Consider the following 21517-nt stretch of genomic DNA (forward strand, 5'->3'; position numbering starts at 1 on the left):
GGCTTGTGTGGAGGATAGGGATACCGATTCCTCTATCCTCCTTTGCTTGAAAGGGCACTTATTTGTTCTATCATCCTATGAATATTCTCTACTTTAAAGGCATTGGAATAACCCCCTGGAATTCATAAGAATACCAGGGGGTTATTTTAATGTGTTTTGCGTTTAGCTCTTGCCTGTCAACGTTGACTCCCCATAGGCCCGAATCTCGATCAACTCCGCATACTTGCTGCCATTGGTGGTATCAATGTTTACCCTAAGCGCTTGTGTATGCACAGCTGTATCCAGACGATGAATGACTTTCCTTTTGCGGTTCTCCGCTGCACTTACGATCTCAATCCACTCCCCAGACCGACTCAATACCTCCACCCGATAATCACGTACAAGTTCAGGCATGACGCGGAATGTTGTCTGATGGTGATGCAGATTAACCAGATCCTCGTTCACATCATCATTAAAGGTCAAGTGCAGTTCAGCCAAGGCTTGAGGCTCTTCCCATGTGAGTTGCACCCATTCCGGCTTGCCAGACTGCATCGGCTGGGACATCCACTGCTGTGGCCCGCCGTAAGGGCGATGGTAACCGTTGACTGTGTTTTCTGGTAAATAGGCCGTTGTCTCAGAAAGGGTACGACAGCAGAATGGCTGACGCGCCAACCCCTGCATGGACCATAATACAACGGGCTGATCCGTGGCATGATCCTCCAGATTTTTGGACACATGGTTCTCTTCTGTTCGGAAGAAAATCAGCACCCCGCTGTGTGCCTCCGTGGAATGGTAGAGGGTGACGTCTTCATTCGCCCGGATAATAATAAATGCATTCTGCGGTTCTTCCGGTTGCCATTCAAGCGGAAGCTTCACCCACTGCTTGGTTCCCGTTGCAACATTAACGGTTGCCGTAACTTGTAACGTATGGGGGACGTAATTCTCCTTACGCCCCGTATCCCACAGCTCTACCGTCAGCACGGTATCGCTGGATGCATCCAGCAGCAGCTCCAGGCCGCTGAGCATAGGCTGCACGGGCAGCAGCAGGGCAACATCCGCACCCAGCGGGTACGTCTCCCCAGGCTGCTCAAGAGCGATGCCCGTCAGCGTGCTGGAGGCTGAAGCCTTGGCACACCGGGCCAGATCCAGCTCATCGCGGCTGCGCACCCCGATGATGGAAGCGTCCTGCCGCAGCAACGTCTGCTGCAGCGCCGCCAGATGCCTCGCGTACAACTCGCGCGGCGACACCCCCATGGCCGCGCAGAGCGCTGCGCCCGTACCCGCGGCTTCGCCGATGACCGCGCATGTGGCCATGACGCGCGTTGTGCCGAAGGCGACATGTGATGCGCTGATGTCGCGTCCGGCCATGAGCATATTCCGCACATTCGCGGAATACAGCGAGCGGAACGGCACGTGATACACGCCATCGGCATGCATATGCTTCGAGCCGCTCGCTTCGGCATACATGCCCTGCGGGGGATGCAGGTCGATGGACCAGCCGCCAAAAGCTACGGCATCCGGGAACTCCTGCTGGCTGATAATATCGTTCTGGGTGAGCACATGGTCACCCGTGAAGCGGCGGTACTCCCTTTTGCCAGGAAGAGAACCGATCCACTCCAGCGTCATATGATCGGCATCGAATTTCCCGGAGTTCTTGATATAGTCCCAGATCCCGTAGATCACGGACCACAGCTCATCACGGATCAGCTCATTGTCGTGTACGGTATCATGTTCACCGCCCCATTCAATCCACCAGTAATGACAACCGGAATCCCCGCTGCGAATGACCCGGCGAATTGGAATACTCGTCTGTGTGATATCCTTGGCAAAAGAAGGTGGGATATAACGGACGGGTGCACCGGTATCCTTGGTGTAAAAGAGCAGTGTACTGCCCAGCGTGATCTGATCGGCAACCTCAGGTGCCCATTCTTCACCATATTCGCTGCGGGCTTCCCGGCCGAGCGCAAACTTGGCACCTGCCAGAAAACCAACCAGTCCATCGCCTGTACAGTCCAGATAGATCTGACTCTCAAATCGGATTTTGCGCTCAGAGCCCATCATCCACCCGGTAACAGAGGTGATCATACGTTCTTCGCCATCCCCTGTGGCCTCAACTTCATGGACATCCGTGTTCAGATACAGGCTGATGTTGGATTCAGCTCGGACGGCTTCCAGAATGACCAAGTCCCAGAGATAAGGATTGCCCTCCGGATTACGATATTGATTCTCTACAAATAGTTCCCCCATGATGCCTGTCTCGCGGGCATAACGGTTAATCCCGTGGGCGGTAGCGCCGCAGACCCATACGCGTACTTCGCTGCTGGAATTGCCGCCAAGTACGGGGCGATTCTGTATCAGTGCGACCTGTTGGCCCAGCCGGGCAGCAGATATCGCAGCACATACGCCCGCAAGCCCGCCTCCGATGACGGTGATATCCGGTTTAACGAGTTCGTGCTTCATACAAACACCTCTCTCATGAATATGGATGAGCCTAAGCTTAGATTTCATATTTCATATCTATAATTTCATATTAGTTCTATATATTTACTTTTCAAATACACTATATTATCATCGAGCATATACTTTATTTCATAACAAAGGCAGGTGTGTCATGGAGCTTCTTAATCACATCTACTGGAAGAAGAAAGCTACATTTGCGCTCGCAGAAGATATCTACGACGCTTGGGTGGTTTTTGCCGTTGAAGAGGGAGTATTCCGTTACGAGATTGATGGACTGACAGGAGAGGCGGGGTTTGCTGATCTGGTGTTGTGCCCACCCCACGTTGCTTTTCGCAGAGAGACGGTAACCCCGCTGACGTTTCACTATATGCAGTTCTCTTGTAACACCACAGACGGGGAGAACCTTCTGCCGCCAATTGGAAAATCTCTAATTAATGATACAAAGCGTCTGGCTTCAACATATGCCTACCTTCGTCAGGCGAGTGAGGACAACGATGAGGCTTCAACAGGATGGAAAACCCATTTGATGTTGGATTTGTGGCGGCTATATCAATGGGAGCGCAGACAGAGTGGGCTAATGGAAACGAAGTTCACGGAGGATGCTCTGATGGCTGAAGCGGCAGCATTGTTGGAAGAGTGGGCAGGAGAGGCAGTTAGCCTGCGAACGTTGGCCGAACATCTGGCATTGAGTCCAGTCCAGCTCACCCGAAGGTTCCGGGAGGCCTTTCAAGAGACACCCTCCGATTATCTGAAGGCGATTCGTCTCAAAAAGGCAAAAGCCTTACTGGCAGATAGCCGTCTGACCCTTACGCAGATCGCCGAGAGATGTGGATATGAGAACGGATTTTATCTGAGCCGTGTATTTTCGTCCACCATAGGAATCAGCCCCTCGGAGTACCGGAGACGACATCAAGTGTGAGATGAAGGTTCCAATGAACCAACCAACCAATCAACCATCGATTCATTCGTTCTTTCACCAATAGAACATATCTGTGCATTTCACTTGGATACAAGCCACGAATAACACATATCCATGCAAATCATTCGACTCCGGCTGTAAATGGCAGGCAGGTGCTATAATGGGGTCATTAATTACAGGGGAGCGAGCACATAAGAATGAAGAAGCCAAACTGGAAGCGTTGGTTGCCACAGCGGCTCAGATACCGTCTGTTTGGTGCATTTGTGGTGTTGATTCTCTTGCCGTTCAGTGCATTGAATGTCTACAATTATCAGCAGATTGAATCCCTGGTTGAGCAGAAAATCAGTGAACAGAGCCATGAGCAGCTGGTGCAGATGTACCGCTCTCTGGAGGATCAGATGAGCATTGCGTTCAAAACGCTCATTTTTCTGGAACAGGATTCTGCGGTAAGAAGTGTGCTAACTTCCCCGGACAGTCGTACGCCGCTGGAGAACAAGTCACTGGTGGAAGAAAAGTTCAAGATGATTAACAACAGTTTCTTTCTATATAATCCCTCGGTGTACTTCACTCTGCTGGATTTTTATGATAGCGTTTACACTTCGTATTTGCCAAAAACAGCACTGGCTTATGGCCCTTATCTGGAGCAATTCCGCGAACGTCTTGGAGAAATATCCATTCCAAAAGGGGGTAAAGATTCGCACCCGCTTCAACCGGAAGAACTTTTCTATCGCTGGGATGCACGGGATACCAATCCTGTGCTCCGGGAGTTATCCTCCAGCCCGTATCTGTTGTCGCTGTATGCCTATATGAAAGATAGCGGTGGGAAACGGTACGGATTGGCTCGGATCAGCATTGATTACTCGTACTGGTTCCAAACGATGTTGAAAGATTCACAAACTAATCAGGAGTATTATCTTATTACAGGAAGTGGAGAGACCATAGCCAGATCATCCAAAACAGCGGCGCTGTCCCCGGAAGTTACACGTGAAATAGCTTTGCATCCGGCACAGGCTTATCTGACTGACCCAGCCTCGGATACGCTGATTAACTACGTGTACATTGAATCACTGGACTGGTATATGGTGAATCGCATTCCGCTGTCCATTCTGTTTACAGAGATATCTGAGCTTAAACAGCGTTACTTTCTGACCTTTTTTGGCTTCACAGGCGCATTTGTAGTGATGGCCTTTATGATCTCGGCTACATTTACGCGCCCCTTGTCGCACTTACAGAATAAGATGAGAGAGGTTGTCCGCAAAAACCTCAAGATTCGTATTCCCGAAGGCCGCAGTCGTGGGGAAGTACTGGAGCTGACGCGTACCTTCAATACGATGCTGGATGATGCCAATCAGATGATTAACAGACTTAAGGCAGAAGAACGCCAGAAGGAAGCGGTACATTTTCACATGCTCCTCGCCCAGATGAATCCGCACTTTCTCCTGAATACATTGAATACAATGAAATGGAGTGCGATACGCAGCGGGAATGAGGAGATCTCCGAGATGTGTGTTTCCTTGGGCAAACTACTGGAGGTCAGCCTGAATTCACAGGTCGAATTGGTATACCTGAAGGACGAGATTGAACTGGTTCAAGCCTACCTTCATATTCAGCGGATTCGTTACCGCGATAGCTTTGAGGTGACTTGTGACTTTGACGACAAGCTGGAGTATGCGCTGGTACCCAAGCTGAGCTTGCAGCCCCTTGTGGAGAATGCCATTCATCATGGTGTGGGACCAATGGAGCAACTTGGACAAATCCGCATCGGGATATATAGGCAAGACACAGGAATGCTGATGCTGGAGGTAGCAGACAACGGAATTGGTATGGAGGAATCCCGGCGTCAGCAGACAACCCGCACGCGTCCGGGGATTGGTCTGTCCAACCTCAGGGAACGATTGCGATTACTGTTCAAAGGCCAAAGTGAACTTGAAGTGATTGATACCAAACCGGGGACATTAGTGAGGTTCAGCATTCCTTTTTTATTGTCGACGCCTTATGTACAGAAGCGATCAGACTAGCCGACTACTGGAGAGGGGAATCTGGCATGTGGAAGGTATTACTTGTAGAGGATGAGGTATTTGTACGAGAGTCGGTGCGAGAGATTATTTCCTGGGAAGAGCTGGGCTTCACGGTCATCGGAGAATCCGGTAATGGAACCGAAGCGCTTGCCATGATCATACAGGATGCACCTGATCTTGTACTAACCGATATTGTCATGCCGGGTATGGATGGTCTGGAATTACTCAAACAGACGCGTCAGGCCGGGTTAAAAACCAAGTTTGTGATGCTCACCTGTATGGGGGAGTTCGAGTATGTACGCCGTGCAATGGAGTACGGGGCTTCGAATTATATTCTGAAGCTGTCGATGAGTGTGAATTCGTTGCGTGATACACTCCGTAAGGTAAGTGCGGAACTGGGAGCCTCAGCTGAAGCCCGGACAGAGACAACGCATTATGAAGAGCCATCATCCACACCAGTTCTAACATCTACGCCTGCATCGACTGATTCTCTAACCGTCTCTTCCGCGCCGCCGTCTGCAATCGATCTTCCATTTACACCTGTGCGTGAGCCGGTTGTTAAGCATCCGGAGATTAGCAAAATAATTGAGTATATTGGGCAGCATTACGATCAGGACATTACCGTCAAATCCATGTCGCGTTACGTGATGATGGGGGAGAATTATGTGAGTGCTTTGTTCAAAAAGAAAACTGGCCATACCCTGATTCATTATCTGCATGGGGTACGGATGGAGAAAGCGGCGGAATACTTGCGTGAGACAGACCTTCCGGTACAGGAAATTGGTTACCGGGTAGGGTTCGGAAGCGATAATTATTTTATCAAAATATTCAAGCGTTGGACCGGTTGCACGCCCAGTCAGTATCGCCATCGCTCGTGACTCACAGGATGAATAGAAGGAATATGTGTACTCGAGTGTCTAGGTAAGGTAGGGTAAATCCGTATTTTTGTTCCATTCGAATCATGGATATGTATCTTATGAACCCAGCAAGGTCCCTGCTACGATGTTATGGAAGGTATCACTTCAATTCAGGGAGGTCATGTGACCAGATGAGAATCAGAAAAGGATTAACAGGGTTCATCGTTGGTGTGCTGATGCTGGGCTTGCTTGCTGGTTGTGTTGGTAAAAATGAGACGAACGGTGGAGATAACGGGGGTGGAGCAGCAGCGGGAAAAGTGAAGCTTACCATGTGGGGCGCAGTGCCGCCGGAGAATGGTCCGCAGGAAGTTGTGGATACCTGGAATGCAGAGCATCCTGACATTCAAGTGGAATATGTGCGGTTTGTGAATGACGACGACGGTAATCTGAAGCTGGATACGGCACTGTCCACCGGTCAGAACGTTGACCTATATGTCAATTACACTCTGACGAATCTCGATAAACGCATTAAGGGCGGGACGGCATTGGATCTCGGTGAGTTCAAGGACTACAACATTGACGAGAAAATGGGAGAAGACGCGGCTTCGTGGAAAGTAGACGGTAAATATTACGGTATGCCAACCAAGAAAAATGCGGCCTTTTTCGCCTTAAATATGAAAGCGCTTGATCAAGCGGGACTGAGCGTACCCACAGCCTGGACTTGGGATGAAGCCCGAGAATATGCACTCAAGCTGAAGAATGTTGGTTTCAAGTACGGTTTAGTACAGCATACCGCTTCCTATGTGGACCCGCTCGATTCTGTACTGGTCAAGAACGGTTATGTTAAGGCAGACGGAACTTCCAATCTCGACGATCCGCTTGTTACCAAATGGCTGGAGACTTTGAATGGAATGATGAAGGAGGATGCAACTACACCTCCACTCGGCGAACAGCTGACTTCCAAAATGCCCGTGGAGAATATGTTCCTTGGTGGTGAGTCCGCCATGATTAACATTGGGGAGTGGCTGATTCGCACGTCGAACAACATGACCGAGTTTCCACGTGATTGGAAAATCGCCTTTGCTCCGGTACCGAGATTGGTTGCACAGGAAGCAGATATGGTGAAGAGTGGAGGGCTTGGTGACTTTATCGCGATCAATTCCAAGTCGAAAAATAAAGAAGCCGCATGGGAGTTTCTGAAATGGTACGCCGATGGAGGGATGATGCCGATGGCTGCCGGTGGACGTCTGCCGTCCTCGAATGCGGTTGATCAACAGACGGCTATTGATCATCTGCTCGGTGATTATGCCGATTCTTATGACAAAGAGTCACTGGAGTTTGTGTTGTACGGTGACAAGACACCTACATTTGTCCGCAGCATTGCGCAAGAGGTAGTCGATCTGCGTGCACAGGAGTATGAAAAGTTCTTCCTTGGTAACCAGACTGCTGAAGTTACGGTACAAAACATGGTCAAACGCCATAATGACTGGCTGAAGCAGAATCAATAGAAGGCAAAAGCAATGAGTCCGAAGGCCGTCCCCAATGGGGCGGTTTTTTTCTTTTCTATATAAGTACTGGACCAATAGATGAATAGACCCAAAAGAGCATTAGAGGTATGACATGAGCTAGGGCTAACCCGACTAAAGGAATAGAACAATTCCATGTTATTTTCATATCGAAGGTCACTGCCAAAATACATAGTTCTGTGATACCAGGAAAGAGGTTATGTTCCTTAAAAGTGAAAGGACATCTTGTTATGCTTAATTCCAGAACAGATGTTAAGGAGTGGGGGAGCATATGCATAAATCCTGGATGAAACGGCAGAGCAGGCTCGGGTATTTGTTTATTGGGCCCAATATGATTGGCGTGCTGTTGTTTTTTATTATACCTGCTGTCTATTCATTCTATCTCATGTTCACCGATTACAAATTCATGAGCCCGGAGACACATTTTGTGGGGCTGGACAATATCCGCCGTATGTTGAATGATGATCTGTTTGGGGTAGCACTGCGAAATACATTTGTATTTCTGTTAGCGGTTCCAGTATCGATGGGGTTGGCATTTATCGTGGCTGTTGCATTGAACAAGTCGGTGTACTGGCAAAAAACACTGCGTGCCCTCTATTTCATGCCCTATATCACCAGCGGCGTTGCGATCGCCTTTGTCTGGATGCTGCTGTTCCAGCCAACATCGGGGCCGATTAACGGTTTTTTGCGGGGGATCGGTATTACAAATCCACCTGGCTGGTTATCGACAACTGAATGGTCCATGTATGCGATTGATATCATCTGGATCTGGTTCATGCTGGGGTACAACATGATTATTTATTTAGCAGCTCTGCAGGAGATCCCGGAGGAATTAGTTGAGGCTGCAAAGATTGATGGAGCCCGCCCTTGGCAGACCATTCGTCAAGTGATCTGGCCGCTTGTGAGCCCAACGACCTTTTTACTGCTGATAACAGGACTGATTATGACGATCAAAAACTTTGGCATTATTCAGGCGATTACTCAGGGTGGGCCGGGAAACAGTACAACAGTGTTGTCACTTTTTATCTACCAGAATGCCTTCCGCTATTACGAGATGGGATACGCTGCTGCTATTAGCTGGGCGCTCTTTGCCATCATCATGGTCTTCACAGTATTGCAGTGGGTTGGACAGAAACGTTGGGTTCACTATTAAGGAGGGAAGGGATCGTTATGGAGAAATCAATTGCCGCAAACGCGAAGCCCACAGCTCCGCATGCACCTAAAGGTAAATTCCGCATGGAGTCCTTAACCCAGATTCGAAGAATCATACTGACACTTCTGATGTCCGGGTTTGCTTTGCTGATGATTATGCCGTTCATCTGGATGATTAGCACGTCGTTCAAATCTCCTGCGGACGTATTCACCTATCCCATCCAATGGATACCCTCCAGCCTGAACTGGGAGCATCACATTAAGGTCTGGAGCGGAGCGGATACCTTTGCTACGTATTATCTGAACTCGTTGAAAATATCACTAATTAGCACGATCGGAGCTGTATTTCTCTCGGCGTTTGCAGCTTATGGCTTCGCAAGAATTCAATTCAAAGGACGGGAGACACTGTTCCTCATCTATCTCTCGATGATGATGGTGCCCCCGCAGGTGCTCTTTGTGCCCAAGTTCCTCATGTTCGAATGGGTCGGCATCTATAATACGCATTGGGCCCTGATCCTGCCTGGAATGTTCACGATCTTTGGGGTGTTTATGCTTCGGCAATTCTTCCTGTCGGTGCCATCGGAGATTTCGGAAGCGGCATTCATCGACGGTGCAGGTCACCTACGCATATTCTTTAGATTGATTCTGCCCTTGGCGAAGCCAGCGCTGGCTACACTTGCGATCATTGATTTCTCCTGGCACTGGAATGACTATGAGAATGCGCTTGTGTTTCTCATCGACAAAGACCTGTATACCGTGCCGCTTGGTCTGCAGAACTTTATTCTGGAGAACAACGTGGATTACAACGGCATGATGGCCGCTGCCACGGCAGGTATTATACCGATGATTATCGTCTTTTTGGTAGGCCAGCATTACATTATTCAAGGCGTGGCTGGAAGTGCCGTGAAGGGCTGAAGCTGTTACCAATGTTCAATGTGTTCTCTTAATATAACCCTTTTGCTGAACGAAGTGATCTTCGCGGCGGAAGGGTTTTCTGTCGAAAGGGAGAATAACGATCTTTCCGCAATACAATAGTTCAAACTTCGTATATAATTAACAATGAACTATGATGCTGAATGACTACATAACTATCGCGAGGTGCACTAGACTTATGCCAACCATCTACGACTTTACCGTAACCAGAACCAGTGGAGAGCGTTTCCCACTCTATCAATATGAAGGAAAACCTGTCCTCATCGTAAACACGGCAAGTAAATGTAAATATACGCACCAGTTTGATGACATGCAGAAGCTGTATGATCAGTACAAGGATCAAGGACTTCAGATTATTGGTTTCCCATGCAACCAGTTTGCAGAGCAAGAGCCTGGAAGCAGTTCGGAAGCAGAATCCTTCTGCCAGATTAACTATGGTGTGAAATTTCCGATGTTCTCCAAATTGGACGTGAATGGAGAAGCGGCGCACCCGCTCTACGACTTTTTGAAAAGATCTGGACCTTTTGCTGGCTTTGATGAAACCGATATACAGGCCAAACTATTGAAATTGATGGTGGCTGATAAAGCGCCAGAATGGTTACATGGAGATGCAATTAAATGGAATTTCACGAAATTCCTGATTGATGCAGAAGGTCGTGTGGTTAGACGCTTCGAACCGATCGACTCCATTGACGAGATTCAAGAGAGTATTAAACAGCTTCTATAATTTCACTTTGATATCTCATACAGGGGCATGACAAGAATCGTTTCCCTCTTCCGAACAGGAGGTGCATGAATATGCCGAGCATGATGCAATTTAGTGCTTCACTGGAGTATAGTTATCGTTCCACCAGTGTATATAATCCGGGCAAGTCAGATGGATTCCATTCACATCCACATTATGAGATTTATTATTTTCATGATGGAGAATGTACTTACATTATAGGAGACCGGGTATACAACCTGAAGCCAGGTGATCTGGTGTTAATGCACGGCTTGACGCTTCATCGACCACATCCGAAGCCTGGCAGTACTTATGAGCGAAGCACATTGCATTTTGATCCGTCTGCCATACGAAGTAGTCTGCATGCTGACCGCATAGTTGAGGTCCTGAGGCCATTTGAAGAACTCAGAAATTGCCGGGTCAATCTGACGGGGGATAGCCGTTCTGAATTTGAAGCTCTATTGCATGATCTTCATCGTCTGTCTCAGAGTCAGAGCCATTTCAGACAAGAGCGCATGAATGTCAGACTGTGTGATCTGTTATATTTTGTAGCAGAGATCTGCCAGGGTGATGTCGAAGAACAACTTCCCTCATCGGAGAAGGAGCGGCATGTCCAGCATATTATTCGTTATGTCGATACACATTATATGAAGGATATTGGTCTGGATGATTTGGCACTGGAATTACATCTTTCCAAGCCATATCTGGCAGGCATGTTTAAGGAAATGACAGGTTTGACGGTATTCAAATACCTGTATGACCGTCGTATCAATCAGGCCAAGCTTTTGTTTCAGTTCCAACCAGAGATCACGGTGACGGAAGCTAGTCGATTGTCCGGTTTCAAACGACTTTCGCATTTTAGCCGGATGTTCAAACAAAGTGTGGGATGTTCGCCTGATCTGTACCGTACCCAATTGCATCGTCAATCATAGAAGTCTTCTGTAAGCTGACCAGCTTGTCTGGTTGGCTTTTTTTGTTGATTTTCGTTCGCGGAATGCGTATCACTGTGTTTAGAGCACACGCAGAACAGGTAAAGAAAGGTAATGAAACCACAGGAGGCGATTATGAATGAAACAGCGCACACCGGATCAGAATAACAATGATACCCGTCAGGAACAATCCCATGACAATCCTGAACAATATAAGACAGAGCACGAAAGTCTGCTTGACCGTTATGAAGAAGAACAGACTGTAGATCCAATTCCGATGGAAGATCTGAATATGGAGGCTCAGGAAGAGAAGAACAAGGATCAAACCAAAAGCAACTCGTCGACCGAAGAGAAATACCGGGCGGATTATCGCAAAAAAGGCGAGTGAAGCATAACAATAATGGCTGTTTGAGGAAAAAATTGTGAAGTATTATCAGTGAATGTATATTAAGTGAAAATAAATTAGTTTGTTGACTAATGTATGTTACTATATTATAGTTACTATGTTGGCAAATGAAAAAAATTTGGGAGGCGAATAAGAATGACTACTTTTTTTGATGCGTTGAAAAACAGAAGATCTTATTACGGAATCAGCAAGGAATCTACAATTTCGGATGCTAAAATCCAAGAAATCGTAGAAGAAGCAGTGAAGTATACACCAACTTCCTTTAACTCACAAACATCCCGTGCGGTTGTACTGCTCGGCGAACAACATGATAAATTGTGGAATCACACAGAAGAAATTTTGCGTGAAGTGGTAGGTAATGAAGAAGCTTTCAAATCCACAGCAGAGAAAATGACTGGATTCCGCAGCGGATATGGTACGGTTCTCTTCTTCGAAGATAACAATGCGATCGCACAGCTTCAACAGAATTTTGCAGCTTATGCAGATAACTTCCCGATCTGGGCGAACCAATCCAACGGTATGTTGCAACTGGTAATCTGGACGGCTCTGGAACAAGAAGGTCTGGGTGCATCTTTGCAGCACTACAATCCGTTGATTGACGAAAAAGTGAAGCAAGAGTGGAACATTCCTGAGAACTGGAGATTGATCGCTCAGATGCCATTTGGTAAACCAACGGCAGCACCGGGTGAGAAACAATTCCAACCGATTGAAGAGCGCGTAAAAGTACACAAGTAAATCAATTTCATAATACCTTTAGCTGCTTTAATCAAGGCTAGATATAGATCAAAATGTTTCAATTTGTCTATATCTAGTTACATAAATTCATTTTAATGAGTTATGAAATTGATTTAAGTAAGCTTCGCATTTCCCAACATTTAACCACATACGGCCTCGCTTCAATTTGATACGATGTTAGTTGATCGTAATCCAATGAAGCGAGGCTTTTTGATGTGAATAATAGATTAATAGACATGACGAATCAACGTATGTGGAAGATAGCTGTATGTGGGTTATTAACACTTGGGTCGGTGGCTGGGTACAGTTCTGGCGTTCAGGCTGCAGCCGTGCAGCAACAGTTTCAGGATACCCGTACGAGTTATGCCAAGGATGCCATTACACATTTGGTGAACAAAGGCATTGCTGCCGGTACGTCAGAGACTACATTTGAACCGAAGAAAGCCGTCACTCGTGCAGAATTTGCGACGTTTGCGGTGAGATTGCTAGGTTTGAAGCCCGTTAAAAATAATATCAATCCTTATCAGGATATTAGCATAAATGCCTGGTATTACGGCAACGTTGCTGCCATGACGAATCTTTTCATTTTGGAGGGAAAGGGTCAGGGAACGTTCCAGCCTAATGCGTCCATTACGCGCGAAGAAGCGGCTGCTCTTCTTGTTCGGATGTTAAAACAACAGCCCGTAGAGACGTCACTTTTATCTTCAACGTATTTCGACGCAGCGGATATCTCGGACTGGGCACGTCCTTATGTGCAGACGGTGTATCAACTTGGATTGATGCGGGGAAGTGGAGGCATGTTCCGACCGCATGATCAAGTAACGCGCGAAGAAGCTGCGGTCATGCTTGGTGCGATCTTACAAAAGAAAACATGGTCTGAACAGTTACAGCGTGGAGATGAACTCGGCGTTCAGTTGGGCTGGCAATATAATTCCACTACCGCTGAATTCAAGAAGCAGGTGGAACAGTCTGAAGTGAATACGCTCGTCCCACGCTGGTTTTTCCTGAATAGCAGTATGAAAGTAACGGATCACACGGACCCTGCATTGATCTCCTGGGCATCCGCCACTGACAGGCAGTTATGGCCATTGCTTGGGAATCGTTCTGATTCGGCACTTACCCATCAGATGTTATCCAGTTCAGCCAACCGAGCGGCAGTGATCTCACAGGTAGCTTCTTATGTCAAAACCTATAAATTGGACGGCATTAATGTGGACTTCGAGAATGTTGATCCTGCGGATCGTGAAGGGCTGACGGCATTTGTCACCTCCTTGACGGCTACGTTGCACGCACTGGGTGCAGTGGTGTCTGTGGATGTATCACCAGATCTGGGTACAGATTGGACGGATGCATTTGATTATGCCAAACTGGGCGCTGTATCGGATTATATGGTGCTAATGGGATATGAGGAACACTGGAACGGTGATCCGATAGCAGGATCCGTGGCGTCTCTTCCATGGGTGGAAAAGGCACTGGATACCATGCTCTCCGAGGTGGTACGTGCCAAAACCATTTTGGCCCTTCCGTTATATACACGAGACTGGTCTTCAGTGGATCCGGCAAGTAGTTCTTGGGACATTACATTCTCAGAACAGGGAACACGTGCGCATGCTATAGGATCTGTAAGACGATGGGATGCAAGTCTGGTTCAATACCTTATCGGGTACAACAGTAATGGAATGCCAAGATATATATGGGCAGAGGATAGTCGTTCGTTATCAGCCAAAGTGCTGATGAGTGAGCAACGGCAAATTGCTGGACTGGCATACTGGTATATGGGTGGCGAAACAGCCGATGTATGGAACGCCATTTCGAATGCATCACGATTTGAATCTTATAACTTCTAAGCAATCATGAATCTTATAGACTTAAACGAACCGTGATACAGGCGGATGGTTTGGGTCTGTTTGTTTTGGTATAAGATAAGCAATATGAGGAATCGTTTAAGCTTGGCTGAACGGTTTAATGTATATAAGGACAAAATATAGATATAGTTTAGGAGGAGAAGGAGCATGCGAGAGGTTGATTGCATAATTGTAGGTGGAGGGCTCGCAGGGCTTCAGGCAGCCATTCAGCTTGGGCGTTATTCAGCTCATCAGGTGTTGGTCATCGACGCGGGAGAAGGCAGATCAACCCTGTGTCGGACGTACCATAATATCCTGGGTTTCCCCGATGGGATATCCGGTGAAGAGCTCAGAGCCCGAGGCAGGATGCAGGCAGAGCGGACAGGTGTATCTTTTGAGAAAGATCGTATTGTGCAAGCAGGCCGTCATGGAGAGAAGATTCAATTGTTAGGTACATCCGGCGTTGAATATAGGAGCAAAACGGTGTTATTGGCAACGGGGCTATCGGATCGAGTTCCGGATATTCCGGGATTAACCCCGACCCTTGGCCGAACAGTCTATGTCTGCCCCGATTGTGATGGTTATGAGATTCAGGATCAACGTACGGTGCTATTGGGGTCTGGTGAAGCAGGTGCCCATATGGCAATGATCTTAATTCAGCGTACAAATGATCTGTTATATATCAATCATGAGCAGACCGCCATATCTGCAGAGCTTCATCGCAGCATGAAAGAGGCGGGCGTTCGTTATCTGGAAGCGGCTGTTCAGGAAGTGCAACAGATTGAGGATGGTCATATCACCGGTGTTCTGACCGAAGATGGACAGATCTTTGAGTCTGAGCGAGGCTTTATCGCTTTTGGAGGCAATCGGGTACACTATGAACTGGCGGAGCAGCTTGGAGCTGTGATCGCAGATAATAAACATGTAGAAGCTGATCCGCGCAGCTTGCAGGCAGCGACGAATGTGTGGATAGCCGGGGATCTGGGACTGCACGCAGAACAAGCAACCGTTGCGATGGGTGAGGGTTCCATTGCCGCGATCTGGATTCATAAGGCGTTACAGCAGATGGCAAACGATTAAATGTGGATTTCATTATCCAAATAAAATTTCAGTTTGAACAATTAGAACATCATTTTTCCATGACCCAAAAAGACCTCCCAAGCCATGAATAGGCGGGAGGTCTTTTTGGGTTAACTTCATCTGGAAAAAGGACAATCATTTATCCGATGAATCTGTTGACTTGGAAGAAGCCTTCTCGTCCTTCGATTCATGGGAGAAATCCTTCCGAATGTTGTCCACGATATCGCCAACCACACCTTCGATCATGTCGGTTGGTCCGGGATTATGTTTATCTGGATGGATAACGGTATTCACGCCTGGTTCAAGTTCATCCTTTGTTTTCTCAGGTTTGGTTTTATCACGCATGGGAAATCCCTCCTGGTTCGATATTATATAAGGTGTAAGGTGTTCTTTAACATATCCAAACACCGTTACACATATGTAAACGATTAACCGCTGTAGTTCTTTTGAAACGCGTACTTGCTCTTATCATAGAAGATATATACAAAAGTGAACGTGCTGATTAAACTTCTGCAATACGTTTATATTATAGATAACCAGTTGATTATAGAGTCTAAAGGTTAAAACCAATAAACAACTAATATACAGGAGGTTATTCAGATGAATGAACAAAATCATGTAATCCATAAAGATGGTCAGGTTTCAACGGACAAGGTGGACAATGCAATCGAAAAGATTGCACCGGAAGAGAGAGAACAGATTTTACAGAACTTTGATGCATTCAAAGAATATCTGGGTAAACGAATTGCGATGGGCGAGTCTATCGGATTAAGTGAAGAACAGATGGCTAAAATTGCCCAGAAAGTAGCTGACCATCTGGCTGCGAACGAAGAGCCTCGTAACCGTGAAGAAAAGTTGCTTCAGGAACTCTGGAATGTCGGCAAGGAAGATGAACGTCACATGCTGGCTCATATGCTCGTTCGTTTGGCGCAAGACTCCACAACCAATCATTAAGATTAATATACATGCTTCAGCATATTCATGAATAAACATAAGAATCTTGTACTAGTCAAGAACCCCTGAATGACGAGACTTCAGGGGTTCTTATCTTTTTCGGAAACTGCAGACAGGAGTAATGACGTTCATTGTAACTATTTTTAATCTGGCTGATACTTTTATATTCACTGTTCCAAGTATGATAGGAAAAGAGAGAATGTTGGAATTAATAGTTCACTTGAGCGTTTGATAAGGAAGACTTCCGGTTAAGGAATAGTAACGTTCATATTAAGGAGAGATGTTACCTATGAAGAACGCGGCAAAACAATGGAAACTACGAATGATCGGTGCAGTTGTTGCTTTACTTGGCATGATTGTGCTGACTACATATTTGCTTACCCCTGCGAATGCTCAAGAAAGTGCAGATGCCCAACAGCCTTCTGACAAAGAAGCACAGGTTGCGAACTCCGAGATGTTTACAGCCTATGTTGAAGGTATGCACATGGAAAACGGCAAATTGTTTATGACAGTGGACAAGATTGGCTGGTATCAGGGTGAAGAAGCTGATGCGATTTTTGCACAGCGCAATCCGGAAGCGGGTATAGATGGTGCTCCAGATGGTTACTATATTGTTAATGATAGCAAAGAGCAGGAACAGGTTGAGGTTAGTGCCAATGCTGAAGTGTTGATGCAGTTGTATGATCGAGACGGTACGATGCAGGGCGCAGACATTCAATGGAATGAACCTGTGACATTATCCAAGTTCGAATCGTTGTATGAGAATACCCGTATTCTTGACCTGTCCGTATTCCCATATCATCTGACGGTGCAGGACGGAAAAGTGACCAAAATTGTACAGCAGTACATCCCATAAAATGAGAAGAAATTCATCATTCAAGCATTCCTCCGGTTCATTGGAACGGTGAGGGATGCTTTTTGGTTATGACAAATTCATGAAAGCGATTGTAATTAATGGTAGGTACATGTATCATTATTGGAATGGCGTTTTTACATAGTTCAGGAGGAGCCTCATGCTTAAAGACATGATTGCATTAACTAAACCCGGACTTCTACGGCTAAATGTGTTTGCGGTGGCGGTAGGGTTCTGGGTAGCTTCAAAATGGGATATCGCATGGTTATCTCTGCTCTTGGTCGTGATTGGATCAACCTTGGTTATTGCTTCAGCTTGTGTAATCAACAATTATTGGGACCGTGAATTGGACCAAAAGATGGAACGCACCAAAAAAAGGATGGATTACATTAACCATCTGAAGCCAGGGTTTGTACTTGGGTATGGCCTTGTCCTTGGTGTTGTTGGACTAGCAGTGCTGTATCTCCTGGTGAATCCGTTATCAGGCTGGATGGCATTGCTTGGATGGTTCGCTTACATCGTGATTTACACGATGTGGTTGAAACGCAGTTCAACGTGGAGCACTTCGCTCGGCGGAATTGCTGGAGCGATGCCACCTGTCATTGGTTATACATCTGTAACCAATGAAATTGATGCGGGAGCCTGGTTACTGTTCGCGCTATTGTTCCTCTGGCAACCACCACATTTCTGGTCATTGGGTATTCGCCGGGTAGAGGAATATCGTGCTGCGGGGTTCCCCTTGTTGCCTGTCGTTAAAGGGGTGAAACGCACCAAGTTTCAGATGATTCCTTATGTTTTTCTGCTGCTTCCTGCTGTGTTCCTGTTGTATTACTACGACTATGTTGGTCTGGTATTTCTGATTGTATCTCTGCTCGGTGGACTGATCTGGTTCGTGCACACACTTAGCGGACTGAAGACACAGGATGACGAGAAGTGGGCAAAAGTAAACTTTCTGATCTCAGTGAACTATCTCATGCTTGTATTTATTGTGATGGTCGCGAACACGACTTGGTCATAATCAAGTGCTGAACAGAACGTTTTGAGAAAAATTTCACCTTAAGCTATATAAATTGAACTGAACCTGGTTGTTCTGTCATCGGAGTGTCCAGCGGAAATATGCTTTAGTTCATTTTATATAACAGCCTGCACCGGATGAAAAAGCACACGATGGAATAGGTTTTGGACAACCTTCAGTTGTTGAAACATATTCTTAAGTGTGCTTTTTTGGTATAATAAAACAATTGAATCATATATGTGGAAATTATAATGCAAGATGGGAAGTGACATTATGAGTGATTTGGAGCAAGCCGTACGATGGAGGCAAGAAGGCAAGGTGCAGGAAGCGATTGAGCTTCTGCAAGAGATTACAGGGCAGGAACCCGAGAATGCAAATGTTTGGTATCAGTTGGCTTGGGCACATGATTCACTTGGGTTAGAGCGAGAAGCTGTCCCGCATTATGAGAAGTCACTGAGTCTTGGGCTTTCTGGTGAGGATAGAGCGGGTGCAATACTCGGACTAGGCAGTACATACAGAACGCTTGGACAATACGAGCAGGCAAAGGCTTGGTTTGAAAAAGGGCTGAAAGAATTCCCGGCGTACCGGGAATTTGAGGTGTTCTATGCGATGGTGCTCTACAATCTGGGTGAACATGCAGAAGCGATGCAAAGATTGCTCGTGCAACTTGCAGATACATCTAGTGATAAGAGAATCAATGACTATAACCGAGCAATCCGTTACTACGCAGATCAGCTGGATCGGGTGTGGGAATAGATCGAATACGCAGAGAAGGAGATGGATGAATATGAACTCCAATCAAGATCTGAAACAGGTACATGAAAGGTTAGATCAAATTGAGCAGAAGCTGGATCACCTGGAAGGCAGCCAGCAGAACAAACGCTCACCTGGCGTAAGCTTCCTGAGTGGCTTTGGCATCACGATTGTGGTGATATTTGTACTGCTACTAATCCTCGGTGTTATCCAATTTGTGAGTAATGGATAGGAGCAATTGATTTTAACGAAAAACGTAATGATTTTCTGAATGTACTACTTACATAGTCGTACCGAGCCACAGCTGCACCTCTTCAATGAAACGCCGCGTAGCTGGTGATAGATTGCCCAAAGCGGGGCAGGCCATGCCGATCGTGCGGTACGGATCTCCTGCGAGCGGCACGAGTGCGAGCGCATCAGTATGATTTTGAAGTACCATTTCCGGCAGAAGGCTGATGCCGAGACCATTACGGACCATCGCCATGATGGCTTGATCTTCGGCTACTTCATAGACGACATTAAGCTTGGCCGCATGCTGCCGGATCAGTCGTTCAATCTCGTTATCCCCGCCCCACTTGGGCAGAATAAAGGGTTGCTCCAGCAGAACATCAAACGAAACAGACTCCTCTGAGGCGAGAGGATGATCGAGAGGCAGGATGCACATCATCCTGTCTTTTTGTAATGGGATCGTCTCAAAAGGGGAGGAATCGCCAAGGGACAGGAATCCAAGGTCGATGGCACCTCCAGCCAGCCAACCCTCAATCTCAGCATAATCGCCCTCCCACAGCTTGATCTCAATTCCTGGATGACGCAGGCGAAATTGTTTCAGGATGCCTGGCAACCATTGCGTGGAGACACTTGCGAAGGTGCCGATCCGCACGGTACCAATCTCGGCGCCGCGAATGAGGGATATCTCCTGGTTCATGAGTTCCGTCCAGCGCAGAATCTCACGTGTATATCCCAGAATGCGTTCACCTTCAGCGGTAACCCGTACGCCGGAGCGGCCACGATGGAGGAGTGAAAAACCACATTCAGTCTCGAGACTTGCGATGGCATGGCTGACTGCGGATTGGGTGACATTCAGCGCTTCTGCCGCTTTGGTGAGACTGCCATATTCCACGACCGTATTCAATATTTCATATTTGATGAGTGACATGAATAGTTCCGTTCCTTCCCATTTTGGATACATGAGTTTATTTCATATAATCTATTATAAATATTCATTTTTATAATGCAAAGAGATCGTATATACTTGCCAAGGCGAGTTAGTTTGACGCACGATCACACAGCTCAGAATACATAGAATGAAGGTTGAAGCAAGATGAATGGTGTACAGGTTAATCAAGGTCAGGCAACGAGAAGAGCGGACATCCAGATGCTGCTCGCAACGGTCATTTGGGGATCATCCTATCTGTTTATGAAATCGGGCCTGGAGTCCATGCAAGAACTGAATCTGGTCGCATTCCGTTTTGGAATTGCCTTTATTGCGGCAGGGCTTCTGTTTCATCGGCGGTTGTATAATATGAATCGTGGCACACTTGTGGCAGGGGCCGTTATGGGGACAGCGTTATTCGCTGCATTTGTATTTATCACCTATGGTGTGCAACGAACAACAACATCCCAAGCGGGATTCTTGATAAGTTTGGCCGTTATTTTTGTACCGATCCTGACAACGATCCAGCATCGCCGTATGCCGGACAAACGATTGACGCTCAGCATCCTCGTGGCAGTTACCGGGCTTGGCTTGCTGACGCTTCAACATGAGCTGAGTCTGCACACGGGAGATATTCTGTGTATACTTGCAGCACTGGTGTATGCCATCTATATTATGATTGCTGGCAAGTACACACCGAAGCATGATCCGTTAACGTTGGGAACCGTCCAATTGGGCGTTGCAGCGATGTGGGGAATTGCAGCTACATTCATGCTGGAGACGCCACGTATGCCCGATACGGCTGAATCCTGGGCAGCGATTCTCGGCTTAGGTGTATTATGTAGTGGCTTGGGGTATATTTTGCAGACGCTCGCACAGCGTCATGCTTCACCGACAAGAACAAGTCTGATTTTTTCACTCGAACCACTGTTCGCAGCGGCCTTTGCATTTACCTTTCAAGGAGAATCGTTAACGTTGCAAGGATATGCAGGAGCAGCGCTGATGTTAGTCGGTGTTCTGATCACAGAGATCAAACTTCCACAGCCTATCTTCTGGCGCCGAAAACGCTCGGTTTTACAGTCGGAACTCGGCGATCAGGGAGCACCAGGCATATAATTAAGGGACAAGGTTCTTTCTTCATCTTCTACAGAAGGTGGGGAGAGGGCTTTTTTTGGTTTGTCGTTCACGTTGCGTAAGAGATAATTGACGACCTAACAAAAAACAGAA

21 protein-coding genes are annotated in these 21517 nt (G+C 46.9%); 18 read left to right on the forward strand and 3 right to left on the reverse strand.

All coding sequences use genetic code 11. From position 1 onward, the window contains the following. Positions 1–162: 162 nt before the first annotated feature. A complete protein-coding gene (locus MKZ12_RS12410; RefSeq protein ID WP_339260635.1) occupies positions 163–2439 on the reverse strand; it encodes an FAD-dependent oxidoreductase in 2277 nt (758 codons plus the stop codon). Positions 2440–2590: 151 nt separating this feature from the next. Between MKZ12_RS12410 and MKZ12_RS12415 the strand changes: the two genes are divergently transcribed. The 12 genes from MKZ12_RS12415 to MKZ12_RS12470 all read left to right on the forward strand — a co-directional run bounded on the left by MKZ12_RS12415 (position 2591) and on the right by MKZ12_RS12470 (position 15562). Then, complete coding sequence (locus MKZ12_RS12415; protein ID WP_339241892.1) at positions 2591–3358, forward strand: helix-turn-helix transcriptional regulator; 768 nt, start codon at positions 2591–2593, stop codon at positions 3356–3358. 197 nt (positions 3359–3555) lie between these two features. After that, complete coding sequence (locus MKZ12_RS12420) at positions 3556–5376, forward strand: histidine kinase (RefSeq protein WP_339241894.1); 1821 nt, start codon at positions 3556–3558, stop codon at positions 5374–5376. 26 nt (positions 5377–5402) lie between these two features. Then, on the forward strand, positions 5403–6254 hold the full coding sequence (locus MKZ12_RS12425) for a helix-turn-helix domain-containing protein (RefSeq protein ID WP_339260636.1): 852 nt from the start codon (positions 5403–5405) through the stop codon (positions 6252–6254). A 170-nt stretch (positions 6255–6424) separates the two neighbouring features. Next, positions 6425–7741 (forward strand): ABC transporter substrate-binding protein, encoded by a 1317-nt coding sequence (locus tag MKZ12_RS12430; protein ID WP_339260637.1) that lies wholly within the window; start codon positions 6425–6427, stop codon positions 7739–7741. 289 nt (positions 7742–8030) lie between these two features. Beyond that, on the forward strand, positions 8031–8912 hold the full coding sequence (locus MKZ12_RS12435; protein WP_339260640.1) for a sugar ABC transporter permease: 882 nt from the start codon (positions 8031–8033) through the stop codon (positions 8910–8912). A 17-nt stretch (positions 8913–8929) separates the two neighbouring features. Continuing rightward, positions 8930–9826 (forward strand): carbohydrate ABC transporter permease, encoded by an 897-nt coding sequence (locus MKZ12_RS12440; RefSeq protein ID WP_339241901.1) that lies wholly within the window; start codon positions 8930–8932, stop codon positions 9824–9826. Positions 9827–10022: 196 nt separating this feature from the next. Beyond that, positions 10023–10571, forward strand: a complete 549-nt coding sequence (locus tag MKZ12_RS12445) for a glutathione peroxidase (RefSeq protein WP_062833964.1) — start codon at positions 10023–10025, stop codon at positions 10569–10571. 71 nt (positions 10572–10642) lie between these two features. Beyond that, positions 10643–11500 (forward strand): AraC family transcriptional regulator, encoded by an 858-nt coding sequence (locus MKZ12_RS12450; protein WP_339241903.1) that lies wholly within the window; start codon positions 10643–10645, stop codon positions 11498–11500. Between the two features lie 136 nt (positions 11501–11636). Next, entirely contained in the window at positions 11637–11885 is a 249-nt protein-coding gene (locus tag MKZ12_RS12455; protein WP_339260642.1) for a hypothetical protein, read from the forward strand. Positions 11886–12038: 153 nt separating this feature from the next. Further along, positions 12039–12638, forward strand: a complete 600-nt coding sequence (locus MKZ12_RS12460; RefSeq protein WP_339241906.1) for a nitroreductase family protein — start codon at positions 12039–12041, stop codon at positions 12636–12638. Positions 12639–12853: 215 nt separating this feature from the next. After that, positions 12854–14485, forward strand: coding sequence for an S-layer homology domain-containing protein (locus MKZ12_RS12465; RefSeq protein ID WP_339260644.1), 1632 nt, complete (start codon positions 12854–12856; stop codon positions 14483–14485). Positions 14486–14650: 165 nt separating this feature from the next. Continuing rightward, entirely contained in the window at positions 14651–15562 is a 912-nt protein-coding gene (locus tag MKZ12_RS12470; RefSeq protein ID WP_339241910.1) for an NAD(P)/FAD-dependent oxidoreductase, read from the forward strand. A gap of 135 nt (positions 15563–15697) precedes the next feature. Here the strand turns inward: MKZ12_RS12470 and MKZ12_RS12475 are convergent, their stop codons facing one another. Continuing rightward, the gene (locus tag MKZ12_RS12475; protein ID WP_339260646.1) at positions 15698–15907 is read right to left on the reverse strand and encodes a hypothetical protein; all 210 of its coding nucleotides are present in this window, start codon (positions 15905–15907) and stop codon (positions 15698–15700) included. A 255-nt stretch (positions 15908–16162) separates the two neighbouring features. Here MKZ12_RS12475 and MKZ12_RS12480 point away from each other — a divergent pair, with 255 nt between their 5' ends. The 5 genes from MKZ12_RS12480 to MKZ12_RS12500 all read left to right on the forward strand — a co-directional run bounded on the left by MKZ12_RS12480 (position 16163) and on the right by MKZ12_RS12500 (position 19369). Further along, positions 16163–16516 carry a DUF3243 domain-containing protein gene (locus tag MKZ12_RS12480; RefSeq protein ID WP_310334611.1) on the forward strand — a complete coding sequence of 118 codons (354 nt, stop codon included), beginning with the start codon at positions 16163–16165 and terminating at the stop codon, positions 16514–16516. A 289-nt stretch (positions 16517–16805) separates the two neighbouring features. Next, positions 16806–17372, forward strand: coding sequence for a hypothetical protein (locus tag MKZ12_RS12485; RefSeq protein ID WP_339260649.1), 567 nt, complete (start codon positions 16806–16808; stop codon positions 17370–17372). A gap of 157 nt (positions 17373–17529) precedes the next feature. Then, entirely contained in the window at positions 17530–18387 is an 858-nt protein-coding gene (gene cyoE / locus MKZ12_RS12490) for a heme o synthase (protein WP_339260651.1), read from the forward strand. A 270-nt stretch (positions 18388–18657) separates the two neighbouring features. After that, positions 18658–19140 (forward strand): tetratricopeptide repeat protein, encoded by a 483-nt coding sequence (locus MKZ12_RS12495; protein WP_339241920.1) that lies wholly within the window; start codon positions 18658–18660, stop codon positions 19138–19140. Between the two features lie 31 nt (positions 19141–19171). After that, positions 19172–19369, forward strand: a complete 198-nt coding sequence (locus tag MKZ12_RS12500; RefSeq protein WP_339260653.1) for a hypothetical protein — start codon at positions 19172–19174, stop codon at positions 19367–19369. Between the two features lie 48 nt (positions 19370–19417). Here MKZ12_RS12500 and MKZ12_RS12505 read toward each other — a convergent pair whose 3' ends face one another. Beyond that, positions 19418–20293 (reverse strand): LysR family transcriptional regulator, encoded by an 876-nt coding sequence (locus MKZ12_RS12505; RefSeq protein WP_339260655.1) that lies wholly within the window; start codon positions 20291–20293, stop codon positions 19418–19420. A 165-nt stretch (positions 20294–20458) separates the two neighbouring features. On the opposite strand from MKZ12_RS12505, the gene MKZ12_RS12510 reads away from it, so the two are divergent. Continuing rightward, positions 20459–21406, forward strand: a complete 948-nt coding sequence (locus MKZ12_RS12510) for a DMT family transporter (protein ID WP_339260656.1) — start codon at positions 20459–20461, stop codon at positions 21404–21406. Positions 21407–21517 lie beyond the last annotated feature (111 nt).

The organism is Paenibacillus sp. FSL R5-0713, from assembly GCF_037973325.1.
GTDB lineage: Bacteria > Bacillota > Bacilli > Paenibacillales > Paenibacillaceae > Paenibacillus.